The organism is Ralstonia sp. Ralssp110, assembly GCF_047325135.1.
GTDB classification, from domain to species: domain Bacteria; phylum Pseudomonadota; class Gammaproteobacteria; order Burkholderiales; family Burkholderiaceae; genus Ralstonia; species Ralstonia mojiangensis.
The window spans coordinates 735,714-762,030 of record NZ_CP168609.1; the positions used below are offsets into that span (position 1 = coordinate 735,714).

The following is a 26,317-nucleotide window of genomic DNA, read 5'->3' on the forward strand; positions in this document are numbered from 1 at the left end:
CGTCCCGCTTTGACTCGCCATGGCGCTGCGACGCCATCCTTCGGACGCCGCTGCCATTTCTCTTTGTTACCCGTTTCCCTCGGCGGTCAAAAACGTTTCATCTGCGACACCTCTGACTGGGGTCTGCTTGAATCCAGGGTTGCTTAGAACCAAAGAATGGCTCGCGCGACCACCCCTTTTGCTCGATCCGCATGCGTCAACGGCAAGCGGTATTGCACGGTCAAATCCAGCCAACTGGCCGGCGCTGCGTAGTGCGACTCCCGAAACCAGTAGCGAAAGTTGATGCCTGGGCCAACACCAAGCGCGAGCCGCTGCCCGATCGCCTTGTTGTCGTGATCGCCCGCCAGCACGATATGCGGATAGACCGTCAGGCGATCGCTGATCGAGTTGAGCAACCACGTGTGTCCGTAGCGCATTTCCGTGCTGACGATCATGCGGCCCTGGTTGAGGAAGTACGCGCCCTCGCCAAACACCTGCCACGTCTGCCAGCGCGGCTTGGTGACCTGCAGGTCGAGCCCCTGGTCGGTCGAGAAGCCGATGCGCAGCAATGTATCGTTGGTGGTCAGTTGCCCGATGCGGAAGAGACGCTCGGCGGTGAACACCAGGTTGATGTCCTTGATCGGCTTGTAGCGTGCGCCCACGGAGCCCTGCGCGGTCGGCAGACCCGTGTTGCCGTTGCGGTCGTACACGCTGTCGTAGCCGCGCACGAAGAGCTGGAAGATGCTGCCGTCACGGTAGCCGATACCGGGCGGTTGCCAGTACACCTCTGCGCCAGCCTGCCCCGCGCTCACCGTGTTGGGCAAACCGAATGCAGACGTTTGATACGCGCCAGAGAGAACCATGCCGAACGTGCGCTGCATCTGCTCGACTTCACGCCGGTAACCGAAGCGGCGATCCGGTTGAAGGCGGTCGTCTCCATTGCCACCGCGGTCGCTCTTGGCATCGGCATCGGCATGGTCGAGGCTTTCCCGGAAGAGGTTGATGGCAGTCGGGTTGTCGCCCAGCCGCTTTGCTGCGTAGGCGGCATCGGCGTAGTGGGTCCAGTTACCCTCGCCCGTGGCGAAGCCGCGCTGGAACGCTGCCAATGCAGCGCGGTCGTCACGCGCACGCAGATGGCTGTAAGCCTCGTTCAACTCACGCTGACCGATCACGCGCGGATCATTGGCGGAAGTGGCGTCGCCCTGCGCTTCGGGCGCCATTGCCTGGGCGAGCAGCGCCTTGGCGTAGCGCTGCCGCGCCGGGTCCGTAGCGTGTTCGGCGGCCAGCGTGGCCGCTTGGGTTGCGCCATCCCGATCGCCCAATTGCAAGCGTGACTGCGCCAGGCGCACCTGCACGTCGGCATCGGGCTCGTCCTTCATGCCGCTGAGCGCATCGAGGGCAGCCTGCGGATGCTTGGCGGAGTACGCACTATCCGACCAGGCCAGATGCAGGTTGCGCTGCTCCTGCGGGGTCCAGTCGGTGCCTTGCACGGCGTGCGCAAAATCCTGCTCGGCCACAGCGGGGGCATTTGCTTTCTGCGCTAGGAACCCGTGCTGCGCGTACACGCGTGGCTCGTCGGGATATTTCCGCAGCAGCGCGTCGGCCTGCGCGCGTGCCGCATCCAACTGGCCCTTGCGCGTAAGCACATCGAGCAGCAACAGATTCAGTTGCAGGCTGTCAGGTTGCACGGCCAATGCCGCGCGCGTGGCGGCCTCGGCATCGTCAAGCTTGTTGGCGTCGATGGCGTGATAGGCGCGATCGGCGCGAAAGTAGGCATCGGGCTGCAACGGCGCAGGCTGCTCTGCCAGCGATACGCCATGACACAGCACCCACACTGCCGCGGCAATCGGCCAGCGCAACCGGCGCACGGTTAAACGGTCTGCTCTCTCGCGTGTCATGCCACACCTCCCGCAACTGATGGATTGGGCCGAGGGTCTGGCCCGGGGGCCAAGTCCGGCGGCACGTGAATGGGGGGGATGGTGGAAGCCTCGGGTGCGGGTGCCGTGCCGGCTGCAACACCTGGGCCGGCGCCCGTCATGGATTCGACGGCCAGCATGGCCGAATGCGCCGCCGGGCCAAACACGACCGTCGCACGGCGGTTGGGATCGGCCATCTGCGCCAGCTCGGCCGACATTTCGTGATCGCACGCCATGAAGCACGCGACCTTGCGGCCCGCAGCACGCGCCAACTCTTCCAACGCTTCGCCGTCGGGCAACTCCGACACGGCGATGTTGAGCGAACCGTCTTCGCCAATCGAGAACGGCACGACGTGATGCCGCACAGCCAGGTCGCGCGGCAGGCAATCGGCCAGCGCACCCAGCACGACGTTGGTCAGACTCACGCGCGGCAGGTCGACCTGCTCGGCCAGCGCATCGGCCAGCGTGTCGGGCGTCACCAGGCCCTGCTCGACCAGCACCTGCCCAAGACGCCGCCCGGTTTGGCTCTGGATGGCAAGCGCCGCGTCCAACTGCTCCTGCGTGAGCACTTCCCACTTGACGAGCGTTTCGCCCAGCTTGCAGCGCGTGCGGCCGAGCGCGTCGTTCGACAGATAGGTGTGCTGCGTCTTGTCCCAGGCGATGGGCTTGCCGGTCAGGCAGTAGATCAGAAAGATCTTCCACGCCCGGCATACCGAGAAGAAGTTGATGAAGTTGTTCACGACGAGCCTGGGCAGACACAGCACGCCTTGCAGCGGGCCATTGAGCCGACCGACAAAGTACACGCGCTGCGCCAGTCGGTTGAACAGCAGCGCGGCATTGACAGCCAGCAGGTCCTGCATCCAGAAGCTGCCGACCACGAACGTGCCATCCGGAATCGTGACCACGCCTTTTGCCATCAGTGCGCCAAGCGCCAGATAGTTGAGCGAGAGCACATACGCCAGGATCGAGAACAGCGCCGTCAGCACGCCCTTGCGGTCCCGGAAGAACATGTAGCGCGTGATGAGATTGCCGTTCCAGCCCATCTGCAACCAGCCCTGGAACGCAATGCCGAGCACCCAGCGTGCGCGCTGGCGATACGCCGTGCGGAACGTGCTCGGAAAGTATTCGCGCGTGGCCAGGAGTTGCGGACGCGTGCCCTTGCGCCGCCCCAGGTGCCAGCGTGTGCGCGTCTTGCCCGCGGCGTCTTCGGCCGGCGCTGCGTTCTCGCAGATCGGGAAATGCACGAACGCTTCGCGCATGCCCAGTTCGCGCAGGCGGAAACTGAAGTCGTAGTCTTCCGTGAGCGTGCTGGTGTTGAACGGAGAATCGCCGCGTACCTTCATCACCGCCTCGATCGCACGGCGGCTATAGCACAGCGCCACGCCGGCCCCCGGCACCGTGCCGGTCAGCGCCTGGCGCGCCACCAGGTCTTTCTGGTGCGTCTCTGAAAAATCATCCATGTACGTGCCGGCCACCCACTCGTACCACTTGCGCTCAAGCGATAGCACCGGCAACTGCACCAGATCCTGATCGATGATGAAGTAATTGAAGTACTTCAGCTCCAGCGGGTGGATCACGTCTTCACAGTCGTGCATGATCACGCCCGCAAAGCGGATGCCGTGGCCTGCCTCATGCCGGATGATGGTCTGGATGATGGTGTTCAGGCAGTCGGCCTTGCACGTCGGGCCATCGTGCGTGACGGCTGCGCGCACCACGCGGCCGGGATAGCGGCGCACCATGCGCTCGACCTCGGTGGTGGTCTCCGCATCGTTACGGTACGCGCCGGCAAAGATGATGAAGCGCGTGTACTCCATCGTCGCCAGGGTGTTTTCGACCATCTTGGCGATGACGTCGTACTCCTTCCACGCCGGCACCATGATGGCGAGCCATTGCTCTTCGCGCTCACGCAGCGACTGCGCCGAGATCGTGACGGGGGTGCGGCCACGCTGCGGCCAGAGCCACAGCTCCCGCACCCAATAGAAGGCATCCAGGAAAAAGTCGTCGGCGGTACTGATGAAGATGACGAGCGTGGTCGCCACCGTCAAGGTGTTGAGCAACGCGAGGTAAAGGTCCCATGGCAGATCGCTCATGGTCGCTCCCCCGCTCCCGCCCTACGGGCGCGTTGCCAGTGTCCGGCGTACCCCCCGCCTTGCGCTGTGGCACTCATGCTTCCCCCAAAGGTCTTCTTCGACGTCCGACGCAACCGCTTTGCGCCGTGACATCCGCCCCGATCGCCTGCCGTCGATCGGTGGATGCGTCTCTCTAGCCTGCTTCTCGCGAGGGGGAACGCGAGGACCATACCAACACCCGCCGAGGCGCACAGTTATGCGGTGCAGTGCACCACGTACGCCTTCAGACACGTGTCGGACACGCAGGGTTGTTGCATGTATGAACGCAAGATGCGGCGGACGGGGTCTGCAAGATCAACGCCACGGCATGCAATATCGCCTGATGGGACGGGTGTTCGTACGGCAGCGGACAAAGCCTCCCTACGAATGACGGAGGCGTTGAGCGGTCCACTGCAGGGTGTTTGGGTTAGGCGAGCGGGAAGTGCACTTCACCGGCACGGAGCGCGCGTTGCTGCATGCACTTCGGCGCGCAGCGCAGTGCAGGTTGCAAAGCCTTATGCGCAAAGGACCTTCCAGACGAATCGCTCGTCAGATGGGGGCTGGTGCGCAGTTGAGGCACGCATCGGCGACATTGCCGCGCGAATCGCCGCCTGGGCTGACAACATCGGCCCAAGCAATTCCGCAAATCGGTTACAGCGCTGAAACACAAAGCCGCGCTCTGGGCGCGGCTTGTTGGATTGAGCGTGTCGGCCTGTGCGTCAGAACTGTTCCCAGTCGTCGGCATCGCTGGAGGCCGCAGCCAAGGCAAGCTTGCCAGGCTTGGGCTCGGCTGCCACGGCAGGCGCTACCTTCGCGCTTTGAACTGGCACAGCGACCGACTTGGCCGGCGCAGCGGGACGCTTGCCGGCCGCACGCGCCGTCGCCACGGCAGGTTTGCGTGCAACCGGTTTAGCGACCGGGCTGGAAACGGTCAATGCGGCCGATGTAGCCGATGCAGCGGGCGCCGCCTTTGCAGCCACGGGCGCCGGCACAGGTTCGGCGCGCACACCCGCCACCGGCAAGCGGAACGACGCCACCGCCTCGCGAAGCACGCCGGCCTGCTCTTCCAGCGATTGCGCAGCAGCGGCTGCCTCTTCCACCAGCGCGGCGTTCTGCTGAGTCACCTCATCCATCTGCGTGACGGCCTGGTTGACTTGCTCGATGCCGGCGCTTTGCTCGTCCGATGCCGAGCTGATCTCGCCCATGATGTCGGTCACGCGCTTGACTGCCACAACCACTTCGTCAATCACCGCGCCGGCCTCGGTCACCAGCGTCGAGCCGTTTTCAACGCGGCCAACCGAATCGCTGATGAGTTCCTTGATCTCCTTGGCCGCCGTGGCCGAGCGTTGCGCCAGGCTGCGCACTTCACCGGCCACCACCGCAAACCCACGGCCCTGCTCGCCTGCGCGCGCAGCTTCCACCGCCGCGTTCAACGCGAGGATGTTGGTCTGGAATGCTATGCCTTCGATCACGCCGATAATGTCGGCGATCTTCTTGCTGCTGTCGTTGATGCCCGACATCGTCTCGATCACGCGGCCCACCACCTCACCGCCCTTGACGGCGATGTCCGAAGCGTTGCCCGCAAGCTGGCTGGCCTGGCGTGCGTTGTCGGCGTTCTGGCGCACGATGCTGGTCAGCTCTTCCATGCTCGACGCTGTTTCTTCCAGCGACGACGCCTGCTCTTCCGTGCGTTGCGACAAGTCCATGTTGCCGGCCGCAATCTGCTTGGTGGCGCTGGCGATGGATTCGCTACCGCCGCGCATCGTCACGATGGTACGGATCAGCCCGTTCTGCATGTCGACGAGACCTTGCGTGAGCGCGCCCATTTCGTCCTTGCTGCTGACGGTAATGCACTCGGTCAGATTGCCGTTCGAGATCGCGCTGAAGTGGCCCAGCATCTTGGACAGCGGCACAGAGATCGCGCGGTGCAGGCCGAATGCGCAGCCCAGCGCCGCCGCGATGCCCACCGCGATGGCACCAATGATCAACATCAGAAACGCATGCGAGCGGGCAACCGCGCTTTCGTAGGCGGCCTTGGCCTGCTCAGCTTGGCTACGATCCAGCGCGTCTACAGCAGCAGACAGTGCCACGAACTGCGGCGGGATGAGGGTCATCACCACCTTGTCCGCAGCAGCGGTATCGTGCGCGCGCAGGGCGTTCATCAGCGGTTCAACACCATCGCGGAACAACGCTGCGCGCTTGGCTTCAACGTCAGCGGCCAGGCGCGCTTCCTCCGCGTTCATGGGCAGCGCCTTGTATTGCTTCCACGCGCCCTCAGACTTGGCGCGGTAAGCGTTGGCCTTTTCGATGATGGCCGGCACGTCGGCCGCATCCGGATGGAAGACCGCCCGATCCAGCGTCGTACGCACGATCGCTGCGTTCAGCTGTGCCTTGCCCATCAGCGATGCCGAAGCGAGCTGATTGGTATAGACCTCATTGATATTGGCGTCGGAGGCGCGCATCCCGATCACGCCGATGGTGCCGGTGGCCGCCAGCAGCACGGCCAGCAGCGCCAGCGCTGCGTTGAGTCGGAAACGGATGGAAAGTCGATTGAGCATGGCAGTCACAGCGGGTTATTGCCTCCGCTATATCGGCCGACCCGCTCCGTTTCTGAAGCCGGCGCGGGCGGCGCCATGCGGGATGTGGCTAGTAAGGCACTGCCATGTTGTTTTCGATGCGTGCGCGATCACCCACGCGCAGTCCGTTCGGGTTGTTCTGTGTAAGCGTGACGCGCGAGTTGTCGTTCAGGCGCATGGTCACGCGATAAGTCTGGCCGACCACCGTGTTGCCCTCCACGGCGTTGCCCGCCATGGCGCCTGCCACCGCGCCTCCGATGGTGGCCACGGTGTTGCCGCGTCCGCCGCCAACCTGATGGCCCAGCAAGCCGCCCACCACGCCGCCGAGTACCGCACCTACGCCGCTCGACTGGCCGCGCACGGGCACCGTCTCGACGTATTCAACAACGCCGTAGCGGTTATCAGCGGGCGCTTGATAAGACTGATCGCCGTTGTTCGGATATGGCGAATAGTTCGGTTGCGAGTAAGTCGGCTGGGGCTGCGAATAGGTCGGCGCCGGCTGCTGCGGATAGGGCTGCGGCGCGTTCGGGTCATAGCTGCCGTAGCCGTTGTTGTACGTGCTGTCGTAACCGCTGCTGTAGCTGGTCGGGCCGACGCTGTTGCCGTAGGCATTGCTGCCCGCGGCATAACCCGCGCCATAGCCCGCGCCGTAACCGGGGTACGCCGGCGCTGTCACGCAGCCCGTCAGCGCCGCTGCCACGGCAGCCAATGTGGCCACTGTCATCCAACGCGCTACGCGCCCTGTACGGTCCGACTTGTTCGTTGCTCGCATGATGATCCCGTCTTGTGAACGAGGCGTCTGGGCCGGACCAGCAGTCTGCTCTGCGGCCTGCGGCCATGCGCCTCTTGCCGCAAAGTCTATGCCGCACGCCTGCAAACCCGTGCAACCAAACCCGCTCATCGGTAACGGGGTGTAACCGCATGGCGGCCATGGCTTCCAGCACGGCTGTGGGGGCACGCGTTATCATCGCCAAGCGCCGTGCCGCGCACCTCCTTGCCGACCGGGCCTTGCCCCATTCATGCGGCCCGCCTCCTATCCTGACCATGCAACCGACCCTGCTGCTCCTCATTGCGATGACGCCCGAGAACGTGGCGCAGATCGCTGAACATTTTCACGTCATCCATGCACCGACCCGCGCCGAACGCGATGCCGCCATCGCGCGCGACGGGCAAGATGTCCGCATCGTGCTCACCAATGGCTCGACGGGCCTGACCGGAGCGGAAATTGCCGCGATGCCTAAGCTGGAACTGGCCTGCGCATTGGGCGCTGGCTACGAGAACATCGATTTGGAAGCCGCCCGCGCACGTGGCGTAGCGGTGGCCAACGGCGCCGGCACCAACGACGCCTGCGTGGCCGACCACGCCTTTGGCTTGCTGCTGGCGACCGTGCGTGGCATTCCCAAGCTGGATCGTTCCACACGCAACGGCGTCTGGCGCGACGACATTCCGCTGCAGCCCGGCGTATGCGGCAAGCGCCTCGGCATCGTTGGTCTGGGCACCATCGGGCTGCAGATCGCGCGCCGCGCTGCCGGCTTCGACATGCAGATCGGTTATCACAACCGCAAGCCGCGCGACGGGGTGTCGTACCGCTACTTCGATGCACTCGAGGACATGGCTGAGTGGGCCGACTTCCTGATCGTTGCCACGCCGGGCGGCGCGCAGACCAAGCACCTCGTCAACCAGACGATCCTGGAAGCGCTGGGCCCGAACGGCTACGTGGTCAACATTGCGCGCGGCAGCGTGGTCGACACGGCAGCGCTGGAAGCGGCCATCCGCTCGGGCAAGCTGGGTGGTGCGGGGCTGGATGTGTATGAGAGCGAGCCCAAGCCGCCGGCCGGGCTGCTGGACCTGGAGCAGGTCGTGCTGACGCCGCACATTGCCGGCTGGTCGCCGGAATCGGTGCAGGCTACGGTGGATCGCTTTCTGGAGAACGCCCGCGGGCACCTGGCGGGCACAGGCGTGGTGTCCCCGGTGTAAGCCGGGGACACGTCAATCACGCGATTACGACGCCGGACGCTTCATCTGGCAAGACGTCGGCTGGGCCGCAAGGTGCGGTTCCAGCGTGACGTCGGTACGCCAGCCGTAGCCGGTGTTTTCCTGGTCGTACTTGATCTTCTTGCCGTCGGCCTTCACCCAGGTGGTCACGTACAGCGTCTGCTGCGCCTGGTGATCGGTCTTGCGCATCTCGATCGGGCCGTTGAGGCCGTCGACCGTCATGCCTTCCATCACCTTGGCCACCTTGGCAGGCTCGGCTGAACCGCTGGTCTTAATGGCTTTGGCCAGGAAGGCGATGCCGGTGTAAACGTCAGCGTTGAAGAAGTCGTCGTTGTACTTCTTCTTGAAGCCGTCGAGCACGGCGCTCGTTTTCGGGTTGCCGTCGTTCGGCGCGAAGTAGCTGATGACCTTCACGCGGTCTGCGCCAGAGGCCCCCATCGCCGTGGGCACACCGGTGGTGCCGGCGTAGTACGTATAGAAATTGGTGGTCAGGCCCGCATCTTTCGACGCGCGGATCAGCAGTGCCAGATCGCTACCCCAGTTGCCCGTGATGACCGTATCGGCGCCAGACGCACGAATCTTCGCGACATACGGCGAGAAGTCCTTCACCTGTGCCAGCGGGTGCAGGTCTTCACCCACCACCTGGATGTCCGGGCGCTTGCGCTTGAGATATTCCTTGGCGGCGCGTGCCACCTGGTGCCCGAACGAATAGTTCTGGTTCAGCAGATAGACCTTCTTGATGTTCGGGTCCTTGGCCAGGTAGCTGGTCAGGGCCTCCATCTTCATGTCGGAGTTGGCGTCCAGGCGGAAGTGCCAGTAGTTGCACTTGCTGTTGGTCATATCCGGATCCACCGCGGCGTAATTGAGATAGATGATCTCCTTGCCCGGGTTGCGGTCGTTGTACTTGGCGATCGCGTCCTGCAGCGCCATGCCCACGCTGGAGCCGTCGCCCTGCGCGACATAGCGGATGCCCTGGTCGGTGATCTGCTTGAGGATCGTCAGGCTTTCTTGCGGCGATACCTTGTTGTCAAAACCGACGACTTCGAACTTGGTGCCGTTGCCGCTCCAGTTCTGCTGGTTGGCCAGATCGGCCGCATATTGCCAGCTGCGCAGCTGGTTCTGGCCCAACGCGCCCATCAACCCGGACAGCGGATCGATCCACGCGATCTTGACGGTCTCGGCGTGGACGGTGCTCGGGCAAAATGCGCCTGCGAATGTGCCAACTGCTGCCGCCGCGCACAGCGCGAGTCGGAATGCCTTCATGCAAATGTCTCCTGATGTCTTATCGTTAGACGCCGTGCAGAAGGCATCGTCGAGCATGGTTTTGCACAAAACCGCAAACCGAGGCTTGCAGCAGCTCGATCCTTCCATACACAAACGTATGTGCATGGTAGGAGTGCGTTTGTTGCCGTGTCAACCCGCGCAAACCTGGGGGCCTCAGCACGATTTAAGCGCTGGACAGCCCCGTCAGCGCGGCTAGAATCCGCCTTCATGCCCAAGCCATCCCCGCTGATCGACGAACACGACGAAGCCGTCGATGCCGATTCCGCCTCCCCTGCCACGCCGCGTGTACAGCTCACGCCCGACGACTGGGTTCGCGCCGCCACCGATCTGCTCGTCACCAAGAGCATCGATGCGGTGCGCGTGGACGTGCTCGCCAAGCAGCTGGACGTCACGCGCGGCAGTTTCTACTGGCACTTCAAGAACCGCGACGACCTGCTGCATCAGGTGCTGCAAGACTGGAGCGAGCGCACGCGCGTGGGCCCCAAGCTGGAGCGGCAGAATCCATCAGTGCAGGGCCTGGTGCGCGATCTGCTCGCACTGCCGTTTCGCGGACGCAGCGCGCGTCGCACCGCCATGATCGAATTCGCCATCCGCGCCTGGGCGCGGCGCGACCCGATGGCGCAAGAAGCTGTCGAAGCCGTCGACGAGCATCGCATGGATTACTACGTCCAGCATTTCCAGGCGATCGGCTTTGCGCGCAAGGATGCCAAGGCGCGCGCCTTCATGCTGTACGCCTACCAGCTTTCCGAAGCCACGCTCTGGCACCAAGGCAGCAAGCCCGACAAGGATGCGCGCCGCCGCTTCTTTGAAGACACGCTGCTCGCCGGCGCGCCGCAAGAAGATACAGGCGCAACTGCGCGGGAATAATTCGTGCTGCGTCGTGCGCATTCCTGTCCGAGTGCGCCGCGATGCCCGAATCGCCAGCCTTACACACATCCGACCTGCCCAGCCGGCTCGATCGCCTGCCGTGGAGCCGCTTTCACACGCGCGTGGTCATTGCGCTGGGCATTACGTGGTTGCTCGACGGCCTGGAGGTGACGCTGGCCGGCGCCGTGGCCGGTGCGCTCAAGCAAAGCCCCTCGCTGCATCTGACCAACGCGCAGGTTGGCATTGCCAGCAGCGCATACCTGGTCGGTGCGGTGTTCGGCGCACTGCTGTTCGGCTGGATGACGGATCGACTGGGCCGCCGCAAGCTGTTCTTCATCACGTTGGGCGTCTACATCCTGGCCACGCTGGCGACAGCGTTTTCGTGGAGCTTCGCCAGCCTCGTCGTGTTTCGCGTGCTCACTGGCGCAGGGATCGGCGGCGAATACGCGGCCATCAACTCGACTATCCAGGAGCTGACGCCGGCGCGCGTGCGCGGCTGGACGGATCTCGCCATCAACGGCACGTTCTGGGTTGGTGCCGCGTTGGGCGCGGGGGCATCGTTGTGGCTGCTGGACCCAGCGCACATGAGCCTCGATACAGGCTGGCGGCTGTGCTTCTTCATCGGCGCCCTGCTGGGGCTCATCATTCTGGTGATGCGTTTCTGGATTCCGGAAAGCCCGCGCTGGCTCATCACGCGCGGCCGGCACGAAGAAGCGCAGGCCATCGTGGGCGATATCGAGAACGAAATCGTGGCGCGCGGCCATCGCTTCGATACCGCGCCGCTGCCAGCATTGCGCATGCGCAGCCGTAGCCATCCACGCTTGATGGAAGTCGGGCGCGTGCTGTTCGTGCAGCACCGGCAGCGCGCGCTGGTGGGCCTCGCGCTGATGGCGGCGCAGGCGTTTTTCTACAACGCGATTTTCTTCACCTACGCGCTGGTGCTGACGGATTTCTATGAGGTGCCCGCAACGAAGGTCGGCACGTACCTGCTGCCGTTCGCACTGGGTAATTTTCTCGGGCCACTGCTGCTTGGGCGGCTGTTTGACGTGGTAGGCCGGCGCACGATGATTGCCGCGACCTATGCAATCAGCGGCGTGCTGTTGCTGGTGAGTGGGGCGCTGTTCAAGGCGGGTGTGCTCGATGGCGCCACGCAGACCATCGCGTGGACCGTGGTGTTCTTCTTTGCGTCGGCCGCCGCCAGCTCGGCGTACCTGACGGTGAGCGAAACCTTTCCGCTCGAGGTGCGCGCGCTGGCCATCGCGCTGTTCTATGCCGTGGGCACGGGGCTTGGTGGCGTGGCAGGGCCTGCGCTGTTCGGCTGGCTGATTGATACGCACTCGCGCGGTGCCGTGTTCGGTGGCTATGCGTTCGGCACGGTGCTGATGCTACTGGCAGCCGCTGTGCAGGCTTGCTGGGGGACAGCGGCCGAACGCAAACCGCTAGAACACGTGGCTGCGCCGCTGTCGGTTGACGACAGCCCGGCTTGATCTGCGCCAAACCTGCGCCATGCGCGCCGTCGCCGGTCGCCTATATACTTTCGCGCAGCGCTTTCCCGTGCATTTCCCGCTTATTGGAGACACCCATGCCTGACGCGACTTACGACAACCAGAACATCTTCGCCAAGATCCTGCGCGGCGAGCTGCCCTGCATCAAGGTGTACGAAGACGACCACACCATCGCTTTCATGGACATCATGCCGCAGGCCGATGGCCACGTGCTGGTGCTGCCCAAGGAAGGCGCGGCCGAGCTGTTCGACCTGTCCGACGATGCCGCATCGGCTGCCATCCGCACCACGCGCAAGCTGGCGCGCGCCGTGCGTGCTGCGTTCACGCCGCCGGGTATCGCAGTCTTCCAGCTCAACGGCAGTGCTGCCGGGCAGACGGTGCCGCACGTGCACTTTCACGTGCTGCCGCGCTACAGCGATACCCCGCTGCAACCGCACGCCCGCGTGCAGGCCGACAGCGACAAGCTCAAGGCCCACGCCGAGAAAATCATCGCCGCACTGCAAGCGGAGTAAGCACCGCCGTTACGGCGCAGCGGACGGCACTGCCGAATCTGCCTGCGCCGTGGCGCCTTCTCGCCCATCCTCCCGCCGATAGGCCAGCCGATACAACACCGGCAACACCAGCAGCGTCAGCGCCGTCGACGACAGAATCCCACCGATCACCACCGTCGCCAGCGGCCGCTGCACTTCCGCACCCGTGCCGGTTGCCAGCGCCATCGGTACGAAGCCGAGCGACGCCACCAGAGCCGTCATCAGCACCGGCCGCAAGCGTGTGAGCGCACCCTCACGCACGGCCATGTCGACCGACTGGCCGCTCTCGCGCAGGCTGCGGATGAAGCTCAGCATCACCAGCCCGTTGAGCACCGCCACGCCAGACAGCGCGATAAAGCCCACTGCCGCTGAAATCGACAGCGGAATGCCGCGCAGCGCCAGCGCCAGAATGCCGCCCGACAGCGCGAACGGAATGCCCGAGAACACGAGCAAACCATCCTTCAGGTTGCCGAACATCATGAACAGCAGCGTGAGCACCATGGCCAGCGCCAGCGGCACCACGATCTGCAGGCGCTCGGTAGCCGACTGCAACTGCTCGAACTGCCCGCCCCACGCCATCCAGTAACCGGCCGGCAGACGCACCTGCGCATCGAGCACTGCCTGCGCTTCTTCCACAAACGAGGCAATATCGCGCCCGCGCACATTGGCGCTGACGACGATGCGGCGCTTGCCGTCTTCGCGGCTGACCTGGTTGGGGCCGGTGACCTCGTTAAGCGTGGCCACATCGGACAGGGGCACGTAACCCTGTCCGTTGGGCAATGCCAGCGGCAGGCGGCCCAGCGCTGCCGGGTCGCTTCGCGCCGTTTCCGGCAGCCGCACGACAATGCCAAAACGGCGGTCGCCCTGGAACACCGTGCCCGCATCCTTACCGCCGATGGCCGCGGACACCGTGTCCTGAATCGCCCCGCTGGAGAGGCCGTAACGTGCAGCCTTGTCGCGATCGATATCGACGTTCAAAAAAGGCAGTCCGCCAGTCTGTTCGATCTTCACCTCGGTCGCGCCGGCCAGCTTACCGAGCTGCGCCGCAATACGCTTGGCCTGGGCTTCCAGCACGCCCATGTCGTCGCCGAAGAGCTTGACGGCCACATCGCTGCGTACGCCCGAAATCAGCTCATTGAAGCGCAACTGAATCGGCTGTGAGAACTCGTACGCGTTGCCGGGGAGCGCTTCAACCGTGGTGCGAATGTCGGCCAGCAACTGCTCCCGGTTGCGACGTTTTCCATCCGCGCCGGCGGGCCAGTCGCGCTCGGGCTTGAGCATGATGTAGCCGTCGGAGATGCTTGGCGGCATCACGTCGGTCGCGACTTCTGCGGTGCCGGTGCGCGCAAAGACACGCTCGATCTCGGGAAACTTCGCCTTGAGCGTGCGCTCGATCTGCATCTGCATGTCCAGCGATTGCACCAGCCCCGTGCCCGGAACGCGCATGGCCTGGATGGAAAGATCGCCTTCGTTCAGGTTGGGCACGAACTCGGCGCCCAGGCGCGTGGCTGCCACCAGCGAGACCGACACCGCCACCGCGGCAAACGTCAACACCACGGCCGGCGCAGCCAGCACGCGTTCGAGCAGCGGCGCATACATGCGGCGCGCCCAACCCATCAGGCGGTTCTCTTTCTCGGCTACGCGCTCGCCAATGAACAAGGCCACGGCGGCCGGTACAAACGTGATGGAAAGAATCATGGCTGCGGCCAGCGCCAGCACCACCGTGATCGCCATCGGATGGAACATCTTCCCTTCCACACCCGAGAGCGCAAAGATCGGCAGGTACACCACCATGATGATGAGCTGGCCATACAGCAACGGACGGCGCGCTTCGCGGGCGGCTTCAAACACCTCGTCGAAACGCTCGGCGCGCGTGAGCGGTCGACCGCGCAGCTCCTGCGCATGCGCAAGGCGCCGCACGCAGTTTTCGACGATCACCACGGCGCCGTCTACGATGATGCCGAAATCGAGCGCGCCCAAACTCATCAAGTTGGCGCTCACCTTGGCCGACACCATGCCGCTGAACGTCATCAGCATCGACAGCGGAATCACCAGCGCGGTCAGCACGGCTGCACGCAGGTTGCCCAAGAAGAGGAACAGCACCGCCATGACGAGAATGGCGCCTTCCAGCAGATTCTTCTTGACCGTGGCGATGGCCTTGTCGACGAGCACCGTGCGGTCGTACACCGACTCCACGCGAATGCCCGCCGGCAGCGTCTTGCGAATCTCCTGCATGCGCTTGTCCACGGCCTGCGAAACAGTGCGGCTGTTCTCGCCCATCAACAGAAACGCCGTGCCAAGCACCACCTCGCGCCCATTGCTGGTAGCGGCGCCCGTACGCAGTTCGCTGCCGCTTTCGATGCTGGCGACGTCCCGCAAGCGCACAGGTGTGCCGTTCGGGCTGGCGAGCACGACGTTGCCGATGTCAGCCGCATCGCGCAACTGACCGGGCGCACGCACGAGGTATTGCTCGCCCTTGCGCTCGATATAACCGGCGCCGACGTTGGCGTTGTTGCGCTCAAGCGAGGTCAACACATCGGCCAGCGTGAGCTTGTATGACGCCAGGCGTTCGGGGCTCGTCGCCACCAGGAATTCCTTGGCGAAACCGCCGATGGTGTTCACCTCCGTCACGCCCGGAACATTGCGGATCTGCGGGCGGATCACCCAGTCCTGCAGCTCGCGCAAGTCGGCGGGGGTGTAGGCGGTGCCGTCGGGCTTGCGCGCGTTGGCGTCGGCCTCCACAGTCCACAGGTAGATTTCGCCCAGGCCAGTGGAAACGGGCCCCATGCTTGGCGAAATGCCATCGGGCAATTGCTCCTTCGCGGCCTGCAAGCGTTCACTCACCAACTGGCGCGCGAAATAGATGTCGGTGCCTTCCTTGAAGATCACCGTCACCTGCGACAGGCCGTAGCGCGAGAGCGAGCGCGTCTGCTCCAGCTTCGGCAAGCCGGCCATGGCAGTTTCCAGCGCATAGGTGATGCGCTGTTCGGTCTCCAACGGCGAGTACCCCGGTGCCGGGGTATTGATCTGCACCTGCACGTTGGTGATGTCGGGCACCGCATCGATCGACAGGCGCGTATAGCTGTACGCGCCGAACGCGGCGGCGGCCAGCACAGCCAGCAGCACCAGCCAGCGCTGGGCGATGACGGTGCGCAAGAGGCGTTCAAACATAGCGCCTCCTTTCAATGACCGTGGTCGGCGGACTTGCCGGCTTCGGCCTTCAGCACGTAGCTGTTGGCTGCGGCGTAGCGCGTGCCGGCGGGAAGCCCTTCGAGGATCTCCGTCCAGGTGCCGTCAGTGCGGCCCGTTTTGACGGGGCGCACTTCAAAGCCGGCCGGCACGGGCACAAACACCGAGGGCTTCTCGTCGACGGTCTGCACGGCATCGGCGCGCACGGCCACGGGCACCTGCACGCGCCCCGATTCGACCGACACGTTGACGAACATGCCGGGCCGCCAAGCGAGCTTGGGGTTGTCGAGCGTGACGCGCGCGGGCGCGGTGCGGGTCTGTTCGCCCAGCAAGGTGCCAACGTACGAGACCTTGCCTTGCACGGCGGTGCCCGTGGCGGTCGCGCGCACGGTGGCGGCAGCGTTGGTCGTGACCGCTTCCAGGTCCTTGGCAGTAACGGAGAAATCCGCCCACACGGTGCGCAGATCAGCCACGGTAAAGACTGCCGTTTCCGCCTGCACCGCTTCACCCTGCGACAGGTGTTTGGCGACCACCACGCCGTCAAAAGGCGCACGCAACTCGAAGCGATTCAGCGCCGACCCCGCCGGCGCCGCGCCAATAGCCGTCAGTTTCTGGCGGGCGTTGTCCGCCGCAATGCGCGCTTCCTGCAGCGAGGTGCGCGCCTGCTGGTAATCCTGTTCAGCGGCGATGCCCTGCTCCCACAGGCGCTTTTCGCGTGCGTGTGTTTCCTGCGCAAGCGCGAGACGTTGCTGGGCCGCCTGCAATTCGCTGCGCTGATCCGACAGCGCGGGGCTGGAGAGCACGGCCAGCAGTTGGCCGCGCGCTACTGGTTGGCCAAGCTCCACCGCTACCTTCTCCGCCACGCCTGCCACACGGGGGACCACGTGGGCGGTGCGGTCTTCGTTCAGGCGAATTTCACCGGGCAGGACAACCTCCGTTCGCAGCTCGGCGGCACCTGCGGTTTCCACGCCGATCTTTGCATTGGCGATGGCGTCGGCCGACATGGCGAGCGTTTCGGCGTGGGGCGCCTCGGCCTGCCCAGTGGCGGCCGGTGCAGGTGCCGCCTCGGCCTCGGACGTCGGAGCCTGGCGCGCGCCCATGCCGAACCACAGCCCGGCAGCGGCCAGCGCGCCAAGCACGACGATGAGCGCGATGGCGCGCCGTTGTTTCGGTGGAAGTGTCATGTCAGCGGAAGGAGAGAGGCCGCACTACCGGCCGAGGATGCGATCGATACCGGCGGCCGCCTGGTGCGCGCGAGACAGCGCAGCCAGGTATTGCGCGCGCGCCTGGAAGAGCGTGCGTTGGGCGTCCAGCACATCGAGAAAATTGAACTTGCCGGCATCAAAGCCGATGCGTGCCGCGTCATACGCGCGCTCCGCGCCGGGCAACACGTCTTGCCGCAGCGACTGCACGGCGGCGCGGGCCGCGTCGAGCCGCGCTACGTCTTGCGCGAGCGTGGCGTTCTGCTCAAGCTGCAGGGCGCGATAGTCTTCAAACGCCTTGTCGGCCAAACGCTGTGCTTCGAGCTGGCTGCCCTGGTTGCGATCAAACAGCGGCAGCGGCACGGCAATGCCGAGCACCGCCATGTTGTTGTTCGCGGCGCTGTCGCGCTTGGCGCCCACCGAGAGCATCACATCGGGCACGCGCTTGCTGCGCTCCAAGTTGGCGAGCGCCTGGCGCCGGTCGATCTCCAGACGGGCGCGGATGGCGCGGGGCGAGTTTTCCAGCGCTCCGGTAGCTTGGCGCGCTTCGGGCGGCACGACGGGCAGCGTCTCCGCACTGCCGTCGGCCTCAGGCGCGGCGGACGCGGTGCCCCAGAAGGCCGCCAATGCGCGCTGGGCGATCAGCAGTTCAGCATTCGCGTCACGCAGTTCGATGGCGGCACTGGCACGGGCCACACCGGCCTTGGTTTGCTCCACCGGCGACACCTTTCCCGCCTGCACACGCCGCGCAGCGGCAGATTCGGCCTGAGCGGCCAACGCATCCGACGCCTGCGCGAGCGCCAAGCGCTCCTGCGCAATCACCAGATCGAAAAAGGCCCGCGTGACATCCGCACGCAGCTGGGCCTGCAGCACGGCGGCATCTTGCGCCGTGGCGTCTCGGGCGATTTCTGCGGCGTGCGTGCGGGCACCGCGTTTGCCGCCGAGTTCCAATGGGATATTCAGTTGCGCCGTCATCGTAGCGCGGTCGCGACGAACGTCTTCTGTCGTGAAGGCGGCTTCGGGATTGCGCAGCCGGCGGGCTTTGTCGAGTGCGCCTTCGCTGGCGGCCACTTCATAGCCCGCAGCCGCCAGGGCGGGATGTGTCTGCACCGCACGGTCAACGGCTTGCTGCAGGGTCACGCGTTCAGATGCCGCAGTTGGCATGGAAAGCGCCACCGGAGCGACGGGCTCAGTCGCCGCTGCGGTGGCCAACGGGGCAGCCAGAAGACACAAAAGGACCGCCCCGGCGGGCTGGAAACAGCGCATTACGCAATCGCGCCGTCGGTGTACGGATCGCGTGCGCCAGTCTTTGCACCATCGGTGTAGGGATCGCGGGCGCCGGCCTTGCCGCCATCGGTGTAAGGGTCACGCGTACCGGACTTGGCGCCATCGGTGTACGGGTCACGCGCGTCGGCCTTGGCCAGCGGCGCGAGCGTCGACTTGGCCTGCGGCGCGCAGCACGCTTCGTGATCGCCTTGCGCGGCCACGGCCGTGCCGGTTGCCAGCAATGCGGCCAGTGCCGCCAGAGGAAGCACGCGTTGGAATCGAATCGCCATGAGGATCTCCTTCAAAAGGCCTGACATCAGCAAACAGGAAGGGGGGCGATGTCAGTGGGGCCAGTCTAGGGAGCGGTGCGCCACGCGGGCATGACTCGAAGATGACAAACTTGTCATCTTTGTGCCTCCGTCGGGGGTTTTGGCATATCGTGGCGGCACTGGCGGATACATCAAACGCGCGCCACCTTTCACCATGCGACTGCTGATTGTTGAAGACGAGCCCAAGGCGGGCGATTACCTCCTCAAGGGCCTGACGGAATCCGGCTTTGTGGCTGACCTCGCCCGCACCGGCCCCGATGGCCTTTTCCAGGCCATGGAACACGATTACGACCTGATCGTGCTGGACGTCATGCTGCCCGGCATGGACGGCTGGCAGGTGCTGCAGGAACTGCGCCGCCGCAAGAGCACGCCGGTGCTGTGCCTGACCGCGCGCGACGAACTGGCCGACCGCCTGAAAGGTTTGGAACTCGGCGCAGACGATTACCTCGTCAAACCCTTCGCCTTTGCCGAGCTGGTAGCGCGTGTGCGGACCATCCTGCGGCGCGGCCCGCTGCGCGAAAGTGAGATCCTCGAAATTGCCGACCTGACCATCGACACGATCAAGCGCCGCGTCACGCGTGCAGGACAACGCATCGACCTGACCGCCAAGGAATACGCGCTGCTGCATCTGCTGGCGCGCCGCACGGGGGAGGTGCTATCGCGCTCGCTGATCGCCTCGCAGGTGTGGGATGTGAACTTCGACAGCAACACCAACGTGGTGGATGTGTCGATCCGACGCCTGCGCGCCAAGGTGGACGACCCGTTCGAGCACAAGCTGATCCACACGTTGCGCGGCATGGGCTACGTGTTGGACGCGGTTGATCGCTGATGAGGCCGCTGATGCGCTGGCCCGCATCGCTTGCAGGCAGACTCGTGCTGGCGTTTGTGGTGGTGGCATCGGTCACGCTCACTGCGGCTGGTACGTATCTTTACTTCGCGCTCAACGCGCAACTGCGCGTGGCTGACGATGCGATGCTGCTCGGCAAGATCACGCAGCTGCGCCACCTGGCCAGCGAGGCACCCAGCGCCGACGATCTGGCACGCACCGCACACCGCTATACCGATGTGGTGTCGGGCCACGATGGATTGATCCTGCGCATCGCCACGCCCGAAGGCCGCACGCTGGTGGAAGTGAACCCCGAGGGCGAACACGTGACGATGCCGCCCGTGGTTGCGGCTGCGGTGCCGCCGTCGGAGTCTTCCGTACAGACATGGATATCGATGACCGGCATGGCCTCGCGCGCCGCGGCAGCCGAGGCGTGGCTGGGCAAGAACAACGCGAAAGTGATTGTGCTCGTCGCGCAGGATGGCGACAGCCGCGCAGCATTGCTGACCCAGTACCAGCGCCACATCGTGTTTGCCGTACTTGGCGGCGTGGCGGCGGTGGCGCTGCTGAGCCTGCTGCTCGTGCGGAGCACGCTGCGCGGGTTGGCACGCATCGGCAATCAGGCTGCGGCCGTGGTGCCGAGCCAGCTCGACACACGTCTCACGCTGCAGGGCGCGCCGCGTGAGTTGGCCGACTTGCTGGCTTCACTCAACGCCATGCTCACGCGCCTGCAGGATGGCTTTGCGCGGCTCTCGCAGTTCTCAGCAGACCTGGCGCATGATTTCCGCACGCCGCTGGCCAATCTGGTGGGCCAGACTGAAGTCACGCTCGCACACCCGCGCACGGGCGAGGAATACCGCAGCGTGCTCGAATCCAACCTGGAGGAATACGCGCGCCTGTCGCACATGATCGAGGACATGCTGTTCCTGGCACGCGCCGACCATGCCCGTGTGGCGCTGTCCATCGCGGCGCTGGATGCGCGCCACGAGGTGCAAGTGCTGGTCGACTACTTCGAGGCGGTAGCCGCTGATCGTGACATCACCATCGACGTGCGCGGCGATGCGCAATTGCGCGCAGATGCGACGTTGCTGCGCCGGGCGATCAACAACCTGCTCGACAACGCGCTGCGTCACACACCCGCTGGAGCGTGCATCGACGTAGCGATCGAGTTGATGCCGCAGGGCATCGCAATTGCCGTGGGCAACCCCGGACCGGCCATTCCGGCCCCCGCCCTGCCGCTGCTGTTCGAGCGGTTCTACCGGGGCGACCCCTCGCGGGCGCAATCTGGCGCGCAACCAAGCCAGTCCACCGGGTTGGGACTGGCCATCGTCAAAACCATCATGGACCTGCACGGTGGTAGCGTGCAGGCCAGCAGCCCGCCGGGTGGGCGGACCGAGTTCCGGCTCGTGTTTCCGGCTTGATACAAGGCTTAGGTGCCGATCCGCTGTGCCGACGGCGTACGGGTCGCATCCTGGCCGTCGTCGCGCAGAACCTGCCGATACGCGGCCACCACCAGCAAGCCGATGAAGCGCAGCAGGCGGCGCGGTGCATTGACATCTTCAGTGACGGCAAAGCGCGCCGGCGTGCCCTCAACCGGTTCACCGGACAGCCAGAAGCGCACGCCCGGCGGCACGTCGATCGATTGGCCTGGCCTGAGCCAGATGTCCTGCTGCTGATGCTCTTGCGTGATCCACAACAGCCCGGCTTGTGCGGCAATGGTTTGGGCCCGTGCCGACCGCCAGCTCACCGGCACGCCCGGCCGGTCCAGTTCGAAGATCCTGATTTCGCGCATGATTGAGACTCCTGTGCCGGGGTTCGTGGTGGATTTTTATAGGAACTGCGGATCGGCACGGTTCCATCTTGCGCGGCAGCGCACGCCGTTGACATGAACAGTTGTGAACAGTTTTGCTGAACTGTTCAGCATCTTTCGCGAACAGTTTCGTGGGACGACGGACAGAATTGCATTTGGATATGTCAAACCGTTCGTTTTCCACGGGGTGCCGGCTGGCTAGCATGGTCCATCGCCATTCTCGCCGGAGCCGCCATGCCACATGACCAAAACGCCACCATCGACACCACGTTCGGCACCTTGCGCGTACGCCGGGTGGCCGGACACATCGGCGGGGAGGTTCTCGATCTCAAGCTCGGCGCGGACCTGACAGAAGACGCGTTTGCGAGCCTGTATGCTGCGCTGCTCAAATACAAGGTGTTGTTCTTTCGCGACCAGCAACATCTGGACGATGACACGCACCAGGCATTTGGCAAGCGCTTCGGCCGCATCGTGGCCCACCCGACCGTGCCGGCACCCAGCGGCACGCAGCTGTTTGAACTCGATGCGTCAAAGGGCGGCGGCCGTGCCGATTCCTGGCACACCGATGTGACGTTTCTCGATGCGTTTCCGAAGGTATCGATCCTGCGCGCGGTGACGATTCCCGCTTACGGCGGCGACACCGTCTGGGCCAACACCGCCCGCGCCTACGAACAGTTGCCCGACCCGCTCAAGCAGCTTGCCGAGCAGCTCTGGGCAGTGCACACCAACGATTACGACTACGGTGCCGAGCGCACGCAGATCGAGAGCGCACGCCTGCGGCATCATCGGGAGGTGTTTAGCGCCTCGGTGTATGAAGCCTCGCACCCCGTGGTGCACGTGCATCCGGAGACCAGTGAACGCGCCCTGCTGCTCGGCCATTTCGTCAAACGCTTCACTGGCCTGTCGGGCAGCGAATCGACGCGGCTGTTCGAACTCCTGCAGAACCGCGTGACGCGGCTGGACAACACCGTGCGCTGGCAATGGCGCCAGCACGACGTCGCCATCTGGGACAACCGCGCCACGCAGCACTACGCCATCAACGATTACGGCAACCAGCCGCGCCTGGTGCGCCGCGTGACCGTGCATGGCGACACGGCCATCTCAGTGGACGGCAGCCGCAGCACGCAACTGCGCCGCCCCGAAGCGACCAACGACGCGCATATCGACACGCTGCTGGCCAACGCCCACTGACCCACTGATATCAAGCCCCGGCCGCCTGCTGCACCAACCGGTGGTAGAACCGGATCAGCTCCACCAGATTGGCTTCGGTGATCCGCTCGTTGGTGCCGTGAAAGCGCGGCAAGTCTTCCGGCTTGGCGCGCACCGGCGAGAACCGATAGACATGGTCGGCAATCTCGATCATGTGGCGTGAATCGGTCGCACCGATCATCAGCCCGGGTGCCACGACCGTGCCCGGGAACAGCTCGCGCACCGTCTTGTTGATCAACTGATACGACGCCGACTGCGTGGGCGACACCGGCGAGGCTTCGCTCGAGCCGGGCAGTCGGCTCAGTTCGAACTTGCCGTGGGGCGCGGCCGCCTTGGCGGCGTCTTCCACGTGCGCTGTGACGGAGGCGATGGTGTCGCCGGGCAGCAGGCGGAAGTTGACCGTGGCCTCGGCGCGGCCGGGCAGCACGTTGTCCTTGTTGCCGGCCTGCACGATGGTCAGCGCAGTAGTGGTGCGCAGCATGGCGTTGGAGCTGCCTGACGCCTCCAGTTGCTTCTGCACCAGTGGCCCGAACAGCCACAGGTTGGACAGTGCCACGCGGCTGAAGCCCTGCATCTCGGGCGCCAGCGTTGCAAACATCTCCTGCGCTACACCGCGAATGCCGGCGGGCAACTGATCGTCATCCAGCCGCTTGAGCGTGGCGCTCATCATGGCGATGGCGCTCTGCCCGTGCGGCGGCGGCATCGACGAATGCCCGGGCGTGGCCCCGACCTTGAGTTGCACGGAGAGAAAGCCCTTCTCCGCCACGCCGATCAGCGCCGCCGGCTTGGTCAGCCCCGGCAGCACGCCTTCGGTAATGAGCAGACCTTCGTCGATCACGAACTCGAGACGCTCGCCGCGCGATTTGAGCAGCGCGGCGATCTGCTTGGCGCCGCGCTCGCCGCCCACCTCCTCGTCGGCGCCAAAGGCCAGGTGGATGGTGCGGCGCGGCTTGAAGCCGCCGGCGGCCAGCAACTCGATGGCCTCCATCTGCGAGATCAGGTTGCCCTTGTCGTCCCACGCGCCACGGCCCCAGACCATGCCGTCTTTCACCACGCCGTCGAAGGGCGGCTGGGTCCAGTCGCCTTCGGTGCCGGGGGCGATGGGCACGACGTCCTGGTGCGCCATCAGCATGACGGGCTTTAGCGACGGGTCGGAGCCCTTCCAGGTGTAGAGCAACGCAAAGTCGCCCACTTGCTCACGCTGCAGCACGGCATGTGCCTTGGGATAGCGCGCCTCGAGCATGGCGTGCAACTGGCGGAACTGATCGGCGTTCAGTTGCGCATCGGTCGCGCTCGATACGGTGCGTGCGCGTACGGCTTCGGCCAGGTGCGCCGCGGCGGCCGGGCCATCTACTGCGACCGGCGTGACAGCGGGCACATCGAGCTGGCGCGAGCTGTGCCGCCACGTGTTGAACGCCACGTAAGCGGCCACCAACACCACAACCGCAATGGCCACGCGCAACAGCCGCCCGATGACGGCTCCACGACGCTTGAACGACGTACGCATTTGTCTCCTCTCCTTTGAAGGTGCATGGCCTTCGCCCGATTTGTATGCGCCGGGCGTAAGGCGCCAGTATCGCCGCAGTCGCTTGTATTCGGTGGGCTTCCGAATGCGGCCTCAAAACGCTCGAAAGAAAGGGCCGCCCCCCCTTTTTCACGGAGCCAGCCCGGCGCATCGTCCCGAGGAGAATGCGGGCCGCCGCTTGGCAATCCGCACCATCGCGTTCCGGCGCGTTTGGCTACAATGCCTGAACAGTACTGAACAGTTCCTCGTATCTGTTCAGAGGCTTCCAGATCAGCCTTCGCGCCCATGAAACTCATCATCGATGCCACCACCCGCGTGCCGATTGCCGACCAGATCGTGGCTGGCGTGCAGGCATGGATCCGCGACAACGACGTGCGCCCCGGCGCCAAGCTGCCGTCGATTCGGCAACTTGCAGCCGATTACGGCATCAGCCGCTTCCCCGTCATCGAGGCGTATGACCGATTGGTCTCGCTGGGCCTGCTGGATTCGCGCCACGGCTCCGGCTTCTATGTGGCCGAGAGCAACCTCACTGGGCGCGACGGGCGCGGCTGGTCAGACCCGCGCCGGGCAGAGGCCGAGTCCAAACACATCTTCGAGCAGTTCAGTTACCCCGACGGCATGCTCAAACTGGGCGGCGGCTTTGTGCCGGCCGACTGGCGCGATGTCGACGGCCTGACGCAGGCCATCCGCCAGGTCTCTCGCACCGACACACACGCGGTGATCGACTACTCCTCGCCGCTTGGCAACATGGCGCTGCGCCATCAGGTCATGATGCGAGCACGCCAGCTTGGTATCCAGGCGGAACTGCCCAATGTGTTGATCACCGCCGGCACGAGCCAGGCGATCGACCTTGTGATGCGGCACCTGCTCAAACCCGGTGACACGGTGTTTGTGGAAGACCCCGGCTATTACACCGTGTTCGGCCTGCTGCGTTTGCATGGTGTGAAGCTGGTCGGCATTCCGCGCAGGAGCGATGGGCCCGACGTGGAAGTCACGGAAGCGATGCTGCGCGAACACCGGCCCAAGCTGTTCTTCATCAACAGCGTGCTGCAGAACCCGACCGGCTCGGTCGTGTCGCCACCGGTCGCGTTTCGGCTGCTTGAGCTGGCGCGGCGCCACGGCTTCACGTTTCTGGAAGACGACATCTTTGCCGACCTGCAGGCCGATCCGACCGCGCGGCTGGCAACGCTGGACCAACTCGACCAAGTGATCTACGTGGGCGGGTTTTCGAAGACGGTGTCGGCATCGCTGCCGGTGGGTTACCTGATCGCCAAGCGTGAGCTGGTGCACGACCTGACCAACGTGAAGATGCTCACGAGCGTTGGCGGCTCGCGTTTTGCCGAAGCCGTGGTGAGCACGCTGCTGGAGCGCGGCGCCTATCGCAAATATGTAGAGCGGCTGCGCCAGCGCGCGGGTGACTCCGTCATCGCGTCGCTCGATGTGCTGGCCGATGCCGGCTGGGAAGTGTTTCACCATCCGTCGGGTGGCAACTTCCTGTGGGCGCGTGTGCCGCACGTGGAGGATTCGCGCGATCTGGCCGCCACCGCAGAGAAGCACGGCGTGACATTGGCGCCCGGGCATTACTTCCGCCCGAACCTGGAGGTATCGCCATGGGTGCGCATCAATAGCGCATACGCAACGGAACCGCGTGCGGTGGCGTTCCTGCAGGAGGCAGGCAAACGGGCCACCCGCAAGCGCGCATAGACGCTGCTCGCAGGCATGGCATTTGCGGCGTATCTGCCGTCTGCTCTCACTTAGGAGTCCCATCATGCACTCCGACAAGTTCCATACTGCCCGCCCGCCGCTGCACAGCGGCACCACCTACGCTGCAGGCGCCAGCCCAGCCGACCCCGTGCAGCAGGCGTCACAGCGCATCCGCTCTGTAGACGCCTGCGGCACCGAGGCCTCTGGCAGCACGGTCGACACCGACGGCAAAAGCCGAGAGGCGATCAAGGACTCGTCGCTGTGGCAAGACAACGTCATCTATTCCAACGCGTCGCTGGTCAACACCAACCCCGAGCCTTATCCGGAAGGGCCGATTGCGGGCATCGACAGCCGCCGCAGCCACGGGCAGCCAACGGTAGCGCCCGACGCCGGACACAAGCTGGTGCACCGCGGGGTGGTTGAGGAAACCGTGCGCAACGGCACGCGCGCGGCACAGCGATTTTCTTTGGAAGACGACGAGCGAGCTTAGCTTGGTG

Annotated in this window: 20 protein-coding genes; 9 read left to right on the forward strand and 11 right to left on the reverse strand. The window is 65.0% G+C overall.

Features of this window, described 5'->3' with window-relative positions; genetic code table 11:
- Nucleotides 1-143: 143 nt before the first annotated feature.
- The 4 genes from ACEN9T_RS03910 to ACEN9T_RS03925 form a co-directional block, all read right to left on the reverse strand.
- On the reverse strand, nucleotides 144-1,877 hold the full coding sequence (locus ACEN9T_RS03910; RefSeq protein ID WP_413706492.1) for an NfrA family protein: 1,734 nt from the start codon (nucleotides 1,875-1,877) through the stop codon (nucleotides 144-146).
- Nucleotides 1,874-3,985 (reverse strand): glycosyl transferase family protein, encoded by a 2,112-nt coding sequence (locus tag ACEN9T_RS03915; RefSeq protein ID WP_092971148.1) that lies wholly within the window; start codon nucleotides 3,983-3,985, stop codon nucleotides 1,874-1,876. Before ACEN9T_RS03915 ends, ACEN9T_RS03910 begins: the two co-directional genes overlap by 4 nt.
- Nucleotides 3,986-4,722: 737 nt before the next feature.
- Nucleotides 4,723-6,561, reverse strand: coding sequence for a methyl-accepting chemotaxis protein (locus ACEN9T_RS03920; protein WP_413706493.1), 1,839 nt, complete (start codon nucleotides 6,559-6,561; stop codon nucleotides 4,723-4,725).
- A gap of 88 nt (nucleotides 6,562-6,649) precedes the next feature.
- The gene (locus ACEN9T_RS03925) at nucleotides 6,650-7,351 is read right to left on the reverse strand and encodes a glycine zipper 2TM domain-containing protein (RefSeq protein WP_092971146.1); all 702 of its coding nucleotides are present in this window, start codon (nucleotides 7,349-7,351) and stop codon (nucleotides 6,650-6,652) included.
- A gap of 272 nt (nucleotides 7,352-7,623) precedes the next feature.
- Here ACEN9T_RS03925 and ACEN9T_RS03930 point away from each other — a divergent pair, with 272 nt between their 5' ends.
- Complete coding sequence (locus ACEN9T_RS03930; RefSeq protein ID WP_092971354.1) at nucleotides 7,624-8,556, forward strand: 2-hydroxyacid dehydrogenase; 933 nt, start codon at nucleotides 7,624-7,626, stop codon at nucleotides 8,554-8,556.
- A gap of 24 nt (nucleotides 8,557-8,580) precedes the next feature.
- Here ACEN9T_RS03930 and ACEN9T_RS03935 read toward each other — a convergent pair whose 3' ends face one another.
- The gene (locus ACEN9T_RS03935; RefSeq protein WP_413706494.1) at nucleotides 8,581-9,837 is read right to left on the reverse strand and encodes a branched-chain amino acid ABC transporter substrate-binding protein; all 1,257 of its coding nucleotides are present in this window, start codon (nucleotides 9,835-9,837) and stop codon (nucleotides 8,581-8,583) included.
- Nucleotides 9,838-10,065: 228 nt separating this feature from the next.
- Between ACEN9T_RS03935 and ACEN9T_RS03940 the strand changes: the two genes are divergently transcribed.
- The 3 genes from ACEN9T_RS03940 to ACEN9T_RS03950 all read left to right on the forward strand — a co-directional run bounded on the left by ACEN9T_RS03940 (nucleotide 10,066) and on the right by ACEN9T_RS03950 (nucleotide 12,742).
- Nucleotides 10,066-10,725, forward strand: a complete 660-nt coding sequence (locus ACEN9T_RS03940) for a TetR/AcrR family transcriptional regulator (RefSeq protein ID WP_413706495.1) — start codon at nucleotides 10,066-10,068, stop codon at nucleotides 10,723-10,725.
- 41 nt (nucleotides 10,726-10,766) lie between these two features.
- Nucleotides 10,767-12,212: an MFS transporter gene (locus ACEN9T_RS03945; RefSeq protein WP_413706496.1), complete on the forward strand. Its 1,446-nt coding sequence runs from the start codon at nucleotides 10,767-10,769 to the stop codon at nucleotides 12,210-12,212.
- A 95-nt stretch (nucleotides 12,213-12,307) separates the two neighbouring features.
- On the forward strand, nucleotides 12,308-12,742 hold the full coding sequence (locus tag ACEN9T_RS03950; RefSeq protein ID WP_092971142.1) for an HIT family protein: 435 nt from the start codon (nucleotides 12,308-12,310) through the stop codon (nucleotides 12,740-12,742).
- A 9-nt stretch (nucleotides 12,743-12,751) separates the two neighbouring features.
- Here the strand turns inward: ACEN9T_RS03950 and ACEN9T_RS03955 are convergent, their stop codons facing one another.
- From ACEN9T_RS03955 to ACEN9T_RS03970, 4 genes are all read right to left on the reverse strand, one after another.
- A complete protein-coding gene (locus ACEN9T_RS03955; protein WP_413706497.1) occupies nucleotides 12,752-15,931 on the reverse strand; it encodes an efflux RND transporter permease subunit in 3,180 nt (1,059 codons plus the stop codon).
- 11 nt (nucleotides 15,932-15,942) lie between these two features.
- Complete coding sequence (locus tag ACEN9T_RS03960) at nucleotides 15,943-17,133, reverse strand: efflux RND transporter periplasmic adaptor subunit (RefSeq protein WP_092971140.1); 1,191 nt, start codon at nucleotides 17,131-17,133, stop codon at nucleotides 15,943-15,945.
- 24 nt (nucleotides 17,134-17,157) lie between these two features.
- Nucleotides 17,158-18,315: a TolC family protein gene (locus tag ACEN9T_RS03965; RefSeq protein WP_413706498.1), complete on the reverse strand. Its 1,158-nt coding sequence runs from the start codon at nucleotides 18,313-18,315 to the stop codon at nucleotides 17,158-17,160.
- Nucleotides 18,316-18,416: 101 nt separating this feature from the next.
- The gene (locus ACEN9T_RS03970) at nucleotides 18,417-18,707 is read right to left on the reverse strand and encodes a hypothetical protein (RefSeq protein WP_092971138.1); all 291 of its coding nucleotides are present in this window, start codon (nucleotides 18,705-18,707) and stop codon (nucleotides 18,417-18,419) included.
- A 193-nt stretch (nucleotides 18,708-18,900) separates the two neighbouring features.
- Between ACEN9T_RS03970 and ACEN9T_RS03975 the strand changes: the two genes are divergently transcribed.
- Nucleotides 18,901-19,575, forward strand: a complete 675-nt coding sequence (locus ACEN9T_RS03975; protein ID WP_024977661.1) for a heavy metal response regulator transcription factor — start codon at nucleotides 18,901-18,903, stop codon at nucleotides 19,573-19,575.
- Between the two features lie 8 nt (nucleotides 19,576-19,583).
- Entirely contained in the window at nucleotides 19,584-20,993 is a 1,410-nt protein-coding gene (locus tag ACEN9T_RS03980; RefSeq protein ID WP_092971353.1) for a heavy metal sensor histidine kinase, read from the forward strand.
- A gap of 8 nt (nucleotides 20,994-21,001) precedes the next feature.
- Here the strand turns inward: ACEN9T_RS03980 and ACEN9T_RS03985 are convergent, their stop codons facing one another.
- Nucleotides 21,002-21,364 (reverse strand): DUF2917 domain-containing protein, encoded by a 363-nt coding sequence (locus ACEN9T_RS03985; RefSeq protein WP_092971137.1) that lies wholly within the window; start codon nucleotides 21,362-21,364, stop codon nucleotides 21,002-21,004.
- Between the two features lie 252 nt (nucleotides 21,365-21,616).
- On the opposite strand from ACEN9T_RS03985, the gene ACEN9T_RS03990 reads away from it, so the two are divergent.
- Nucleotides 21,617-22,573 carry a TauD/TfdA dioxygenase family protein gene (locus ACEN9T_RS03990; protein ID WP_413706499.1) on the forward strand — a complete coding sequence of 319 codons (957 nt, stop codon included), beginning with the start codon at nucleotides 21,617-21,619 and terminating at the stop codon, nucleotides 22,571-22,573.
- Between the two features lie 10 nt (nucleotides 22,574-22,583).
- Here ACEN9T_RS03990 and ACEN9T_RS03995 read toward each other — a convergent pair whose 3' ends face one another.
- Nucleotides 22,584-24,098, reverse strand: a complete 1,515-nt coding sequence (locus ACEN9T_RS03995) for a M20 family peptidase (protein WP_413706500.1) — start codon at nucleotides 24,096-24,098, stop codon at nucleotides 22,584-22,586.
- 303 nt (nucleotides 24,099-24,401) lie between these two features.
- Here ACEN9T_RS03995 and ACEN9T_RS04000 point away from each other — a divergent pair, with 303 nt between their 5' ends.
- Complete coding sequence (locus ACEN9T_RS04000) at nucleotides 24,402-25,820, forward strand: PLP-dependent aminotransferase family protein (protein WP_092971134.1); 1,419 nt, start codon at nucleotides 24,402-24,404, stop codon at nucleotides 25,818-25,820.
- Nucleotides 25,821-25,884: 64 nt separating this feature from the next.
- Nucleotides 25,885-26,310, forward strand: coding sequence for a DUF3005 domain-containing protein (locus ACEN9T_RS04005; RefSeq protein WP_092971133.1), 426 nt, complete (start codon nucleotides 25,885-25,887; stop codon nucleotides 26,308-26,310).
- The last annotated feature ends 7 nt before the right edge of the window (nucleotides 26,311-26,317 follow it).

What these genes read in the sequence shown, in the direction of transcription:
- ACEN9T_RS03910 (WP_413706492.1), bottom strand. Translation starts at nt 1,877, where the DNA reads ATGACACGCGAGAGAGCAGACCGTTTAACCGTGCGCCGGTTGCGCTGG.
- ACEN9T_RS03915 (WP_092971148.1), bottom strand. Translation starts at nt 3,985, where the DNA reads ATGAGCGATCTGCCATGGGACCTTTACCTCGCGTTGCTCAACACCTTG.
- ACEN9T_RS03920 (WP_413706493.1), bottom strand. Translation starts at nt 6,561, where the DNA reads ATGCTCAATCGACTTTCCATCCGTTTCCGACTCAACGCAGCGCTGGCG.
- ACEN9T_RS03925 (WP_092971146.1), bottom strand. Translation starts at nt 7,351, where the DNA reads ATGCGAGCAACGAACAAGTCGGACCGTACAGGGCGCGTAGCGCGTTGG.
- ACEN9T_RS03930 (WP_092971354.1), top strand. Translation starts at nt 7,624, where the DNA reads ATGCAACCGACCCTGCTGCTCCTCATTGCGATGACGCCCGAGAACGTG.
- ACEN9T_RS03935 (WP_413706494.1), bottom strand. Translation starts at nt 9,837, where the DNA reads ATGAAGGCATTCCGACTCGCGCTGTGCGCGGCGGCAGCAGTTGGCACA.
- ACEN9T_RS03940 (WP_413706495.1), top strand. Translation starts at nt 10,066, where the DNA reads ATGCCCAAGCCATCCCCGCTGATCGACGAACACGACGAAGCCGTCGAT.
- ACEN9T_RS03945 (WP_413706496.1), top strand. Translation starts at nt 10,767, where the DNA reads ATGCCCGAATCGCCAGCCTTACACACATCCGACCTGCCCAGCCGGCTC.
- ACEN9T_RS03950 (WP_092971142.1), top strand. Translation starts at nt 12,308, where the DNA reads ATGCCTGACGCGACTTACGACAACCAGAACATCTTCGCCAAGATCCTG.
- ACEN9T_RS03955 (WP_413706497.1), bottom strand. Translation starts at nt 15,931, where the DNA reads ATGTTTGAACGCCTCTTGCGCACCGTCATCGCCCAGCGCTGGCTGGTG.
- ACEN9T_RS03960 (WP_092971140.1), bottom strand. Translation starts at nt 17,133, where the DNA reads ATGACACTTCCACCGAAACAACGGCGCGCCATCGCGCTCATCGTCGTG.
- ACEN9T_RS03965 (WP_413706498.1), bottom strand. Translation starts at nt 18,315, where the DNA reads ATGCCAACTGCGGCATCTGAACGCGTGACCCTGCAGCAAGCCGTTGAC.
- ACEN9T_RS03970 (WP_092971138.1), bottom strand. Translation starts at nt 18,707, where the DNA reads ATGGCGATTCGATTCCAACGCGTGCTTCCTCTGGCGGCACTGGCCGCA.
- ACEN9T_RS03975 (WP_024977661.1), top strand. Translation starts at nt 18,901, where the DNA reads ATGCGACTGCTGATTGTTGAAGACGAGCCCAAGGCGGGCGATTACCTC.
- ACEN9T_RS03985 (WP_092971137.1), bottom strand. Translation starts at nt 21,364, where the DNA reads ATGCGCGAAATCAGGATCTTCGAACTGGACCGGCCGGGCGTGCCGGTG.
- ACEN9T_RS03990 (WP_413706499.1), top strand. Translation starts at nt 21,617, where the DNA reads ATGCCACATGACCAAAACGCCACCATCGACACCACGTTCGGCACCTTG.
- ACEN9T_RS03995 (WP_413706500.1), bottom strand. Translation starts at nt 24,098, where the DNA reads ATGCGTACGTCGTTCAAGCGTCGTGGAGCCGTCATCGGGCGGCTGTTG.
- ACEN9T_RS04000 (WP_092971134.1), top strand. Translation starts at nt 24,402, where the DNA reads ATGAAACTCATCATCGATGCCACCACCCGCGTGCCGATTGCCGACCAG.
- ACEN9T_RS04005 (WP_092971133.1), top strand. Translation starts at nt 25,885, where the DNA reads ATGCACTCCGACAAGTTCCATACTGCCCGCCCGCCGCTGCACAGCGGC.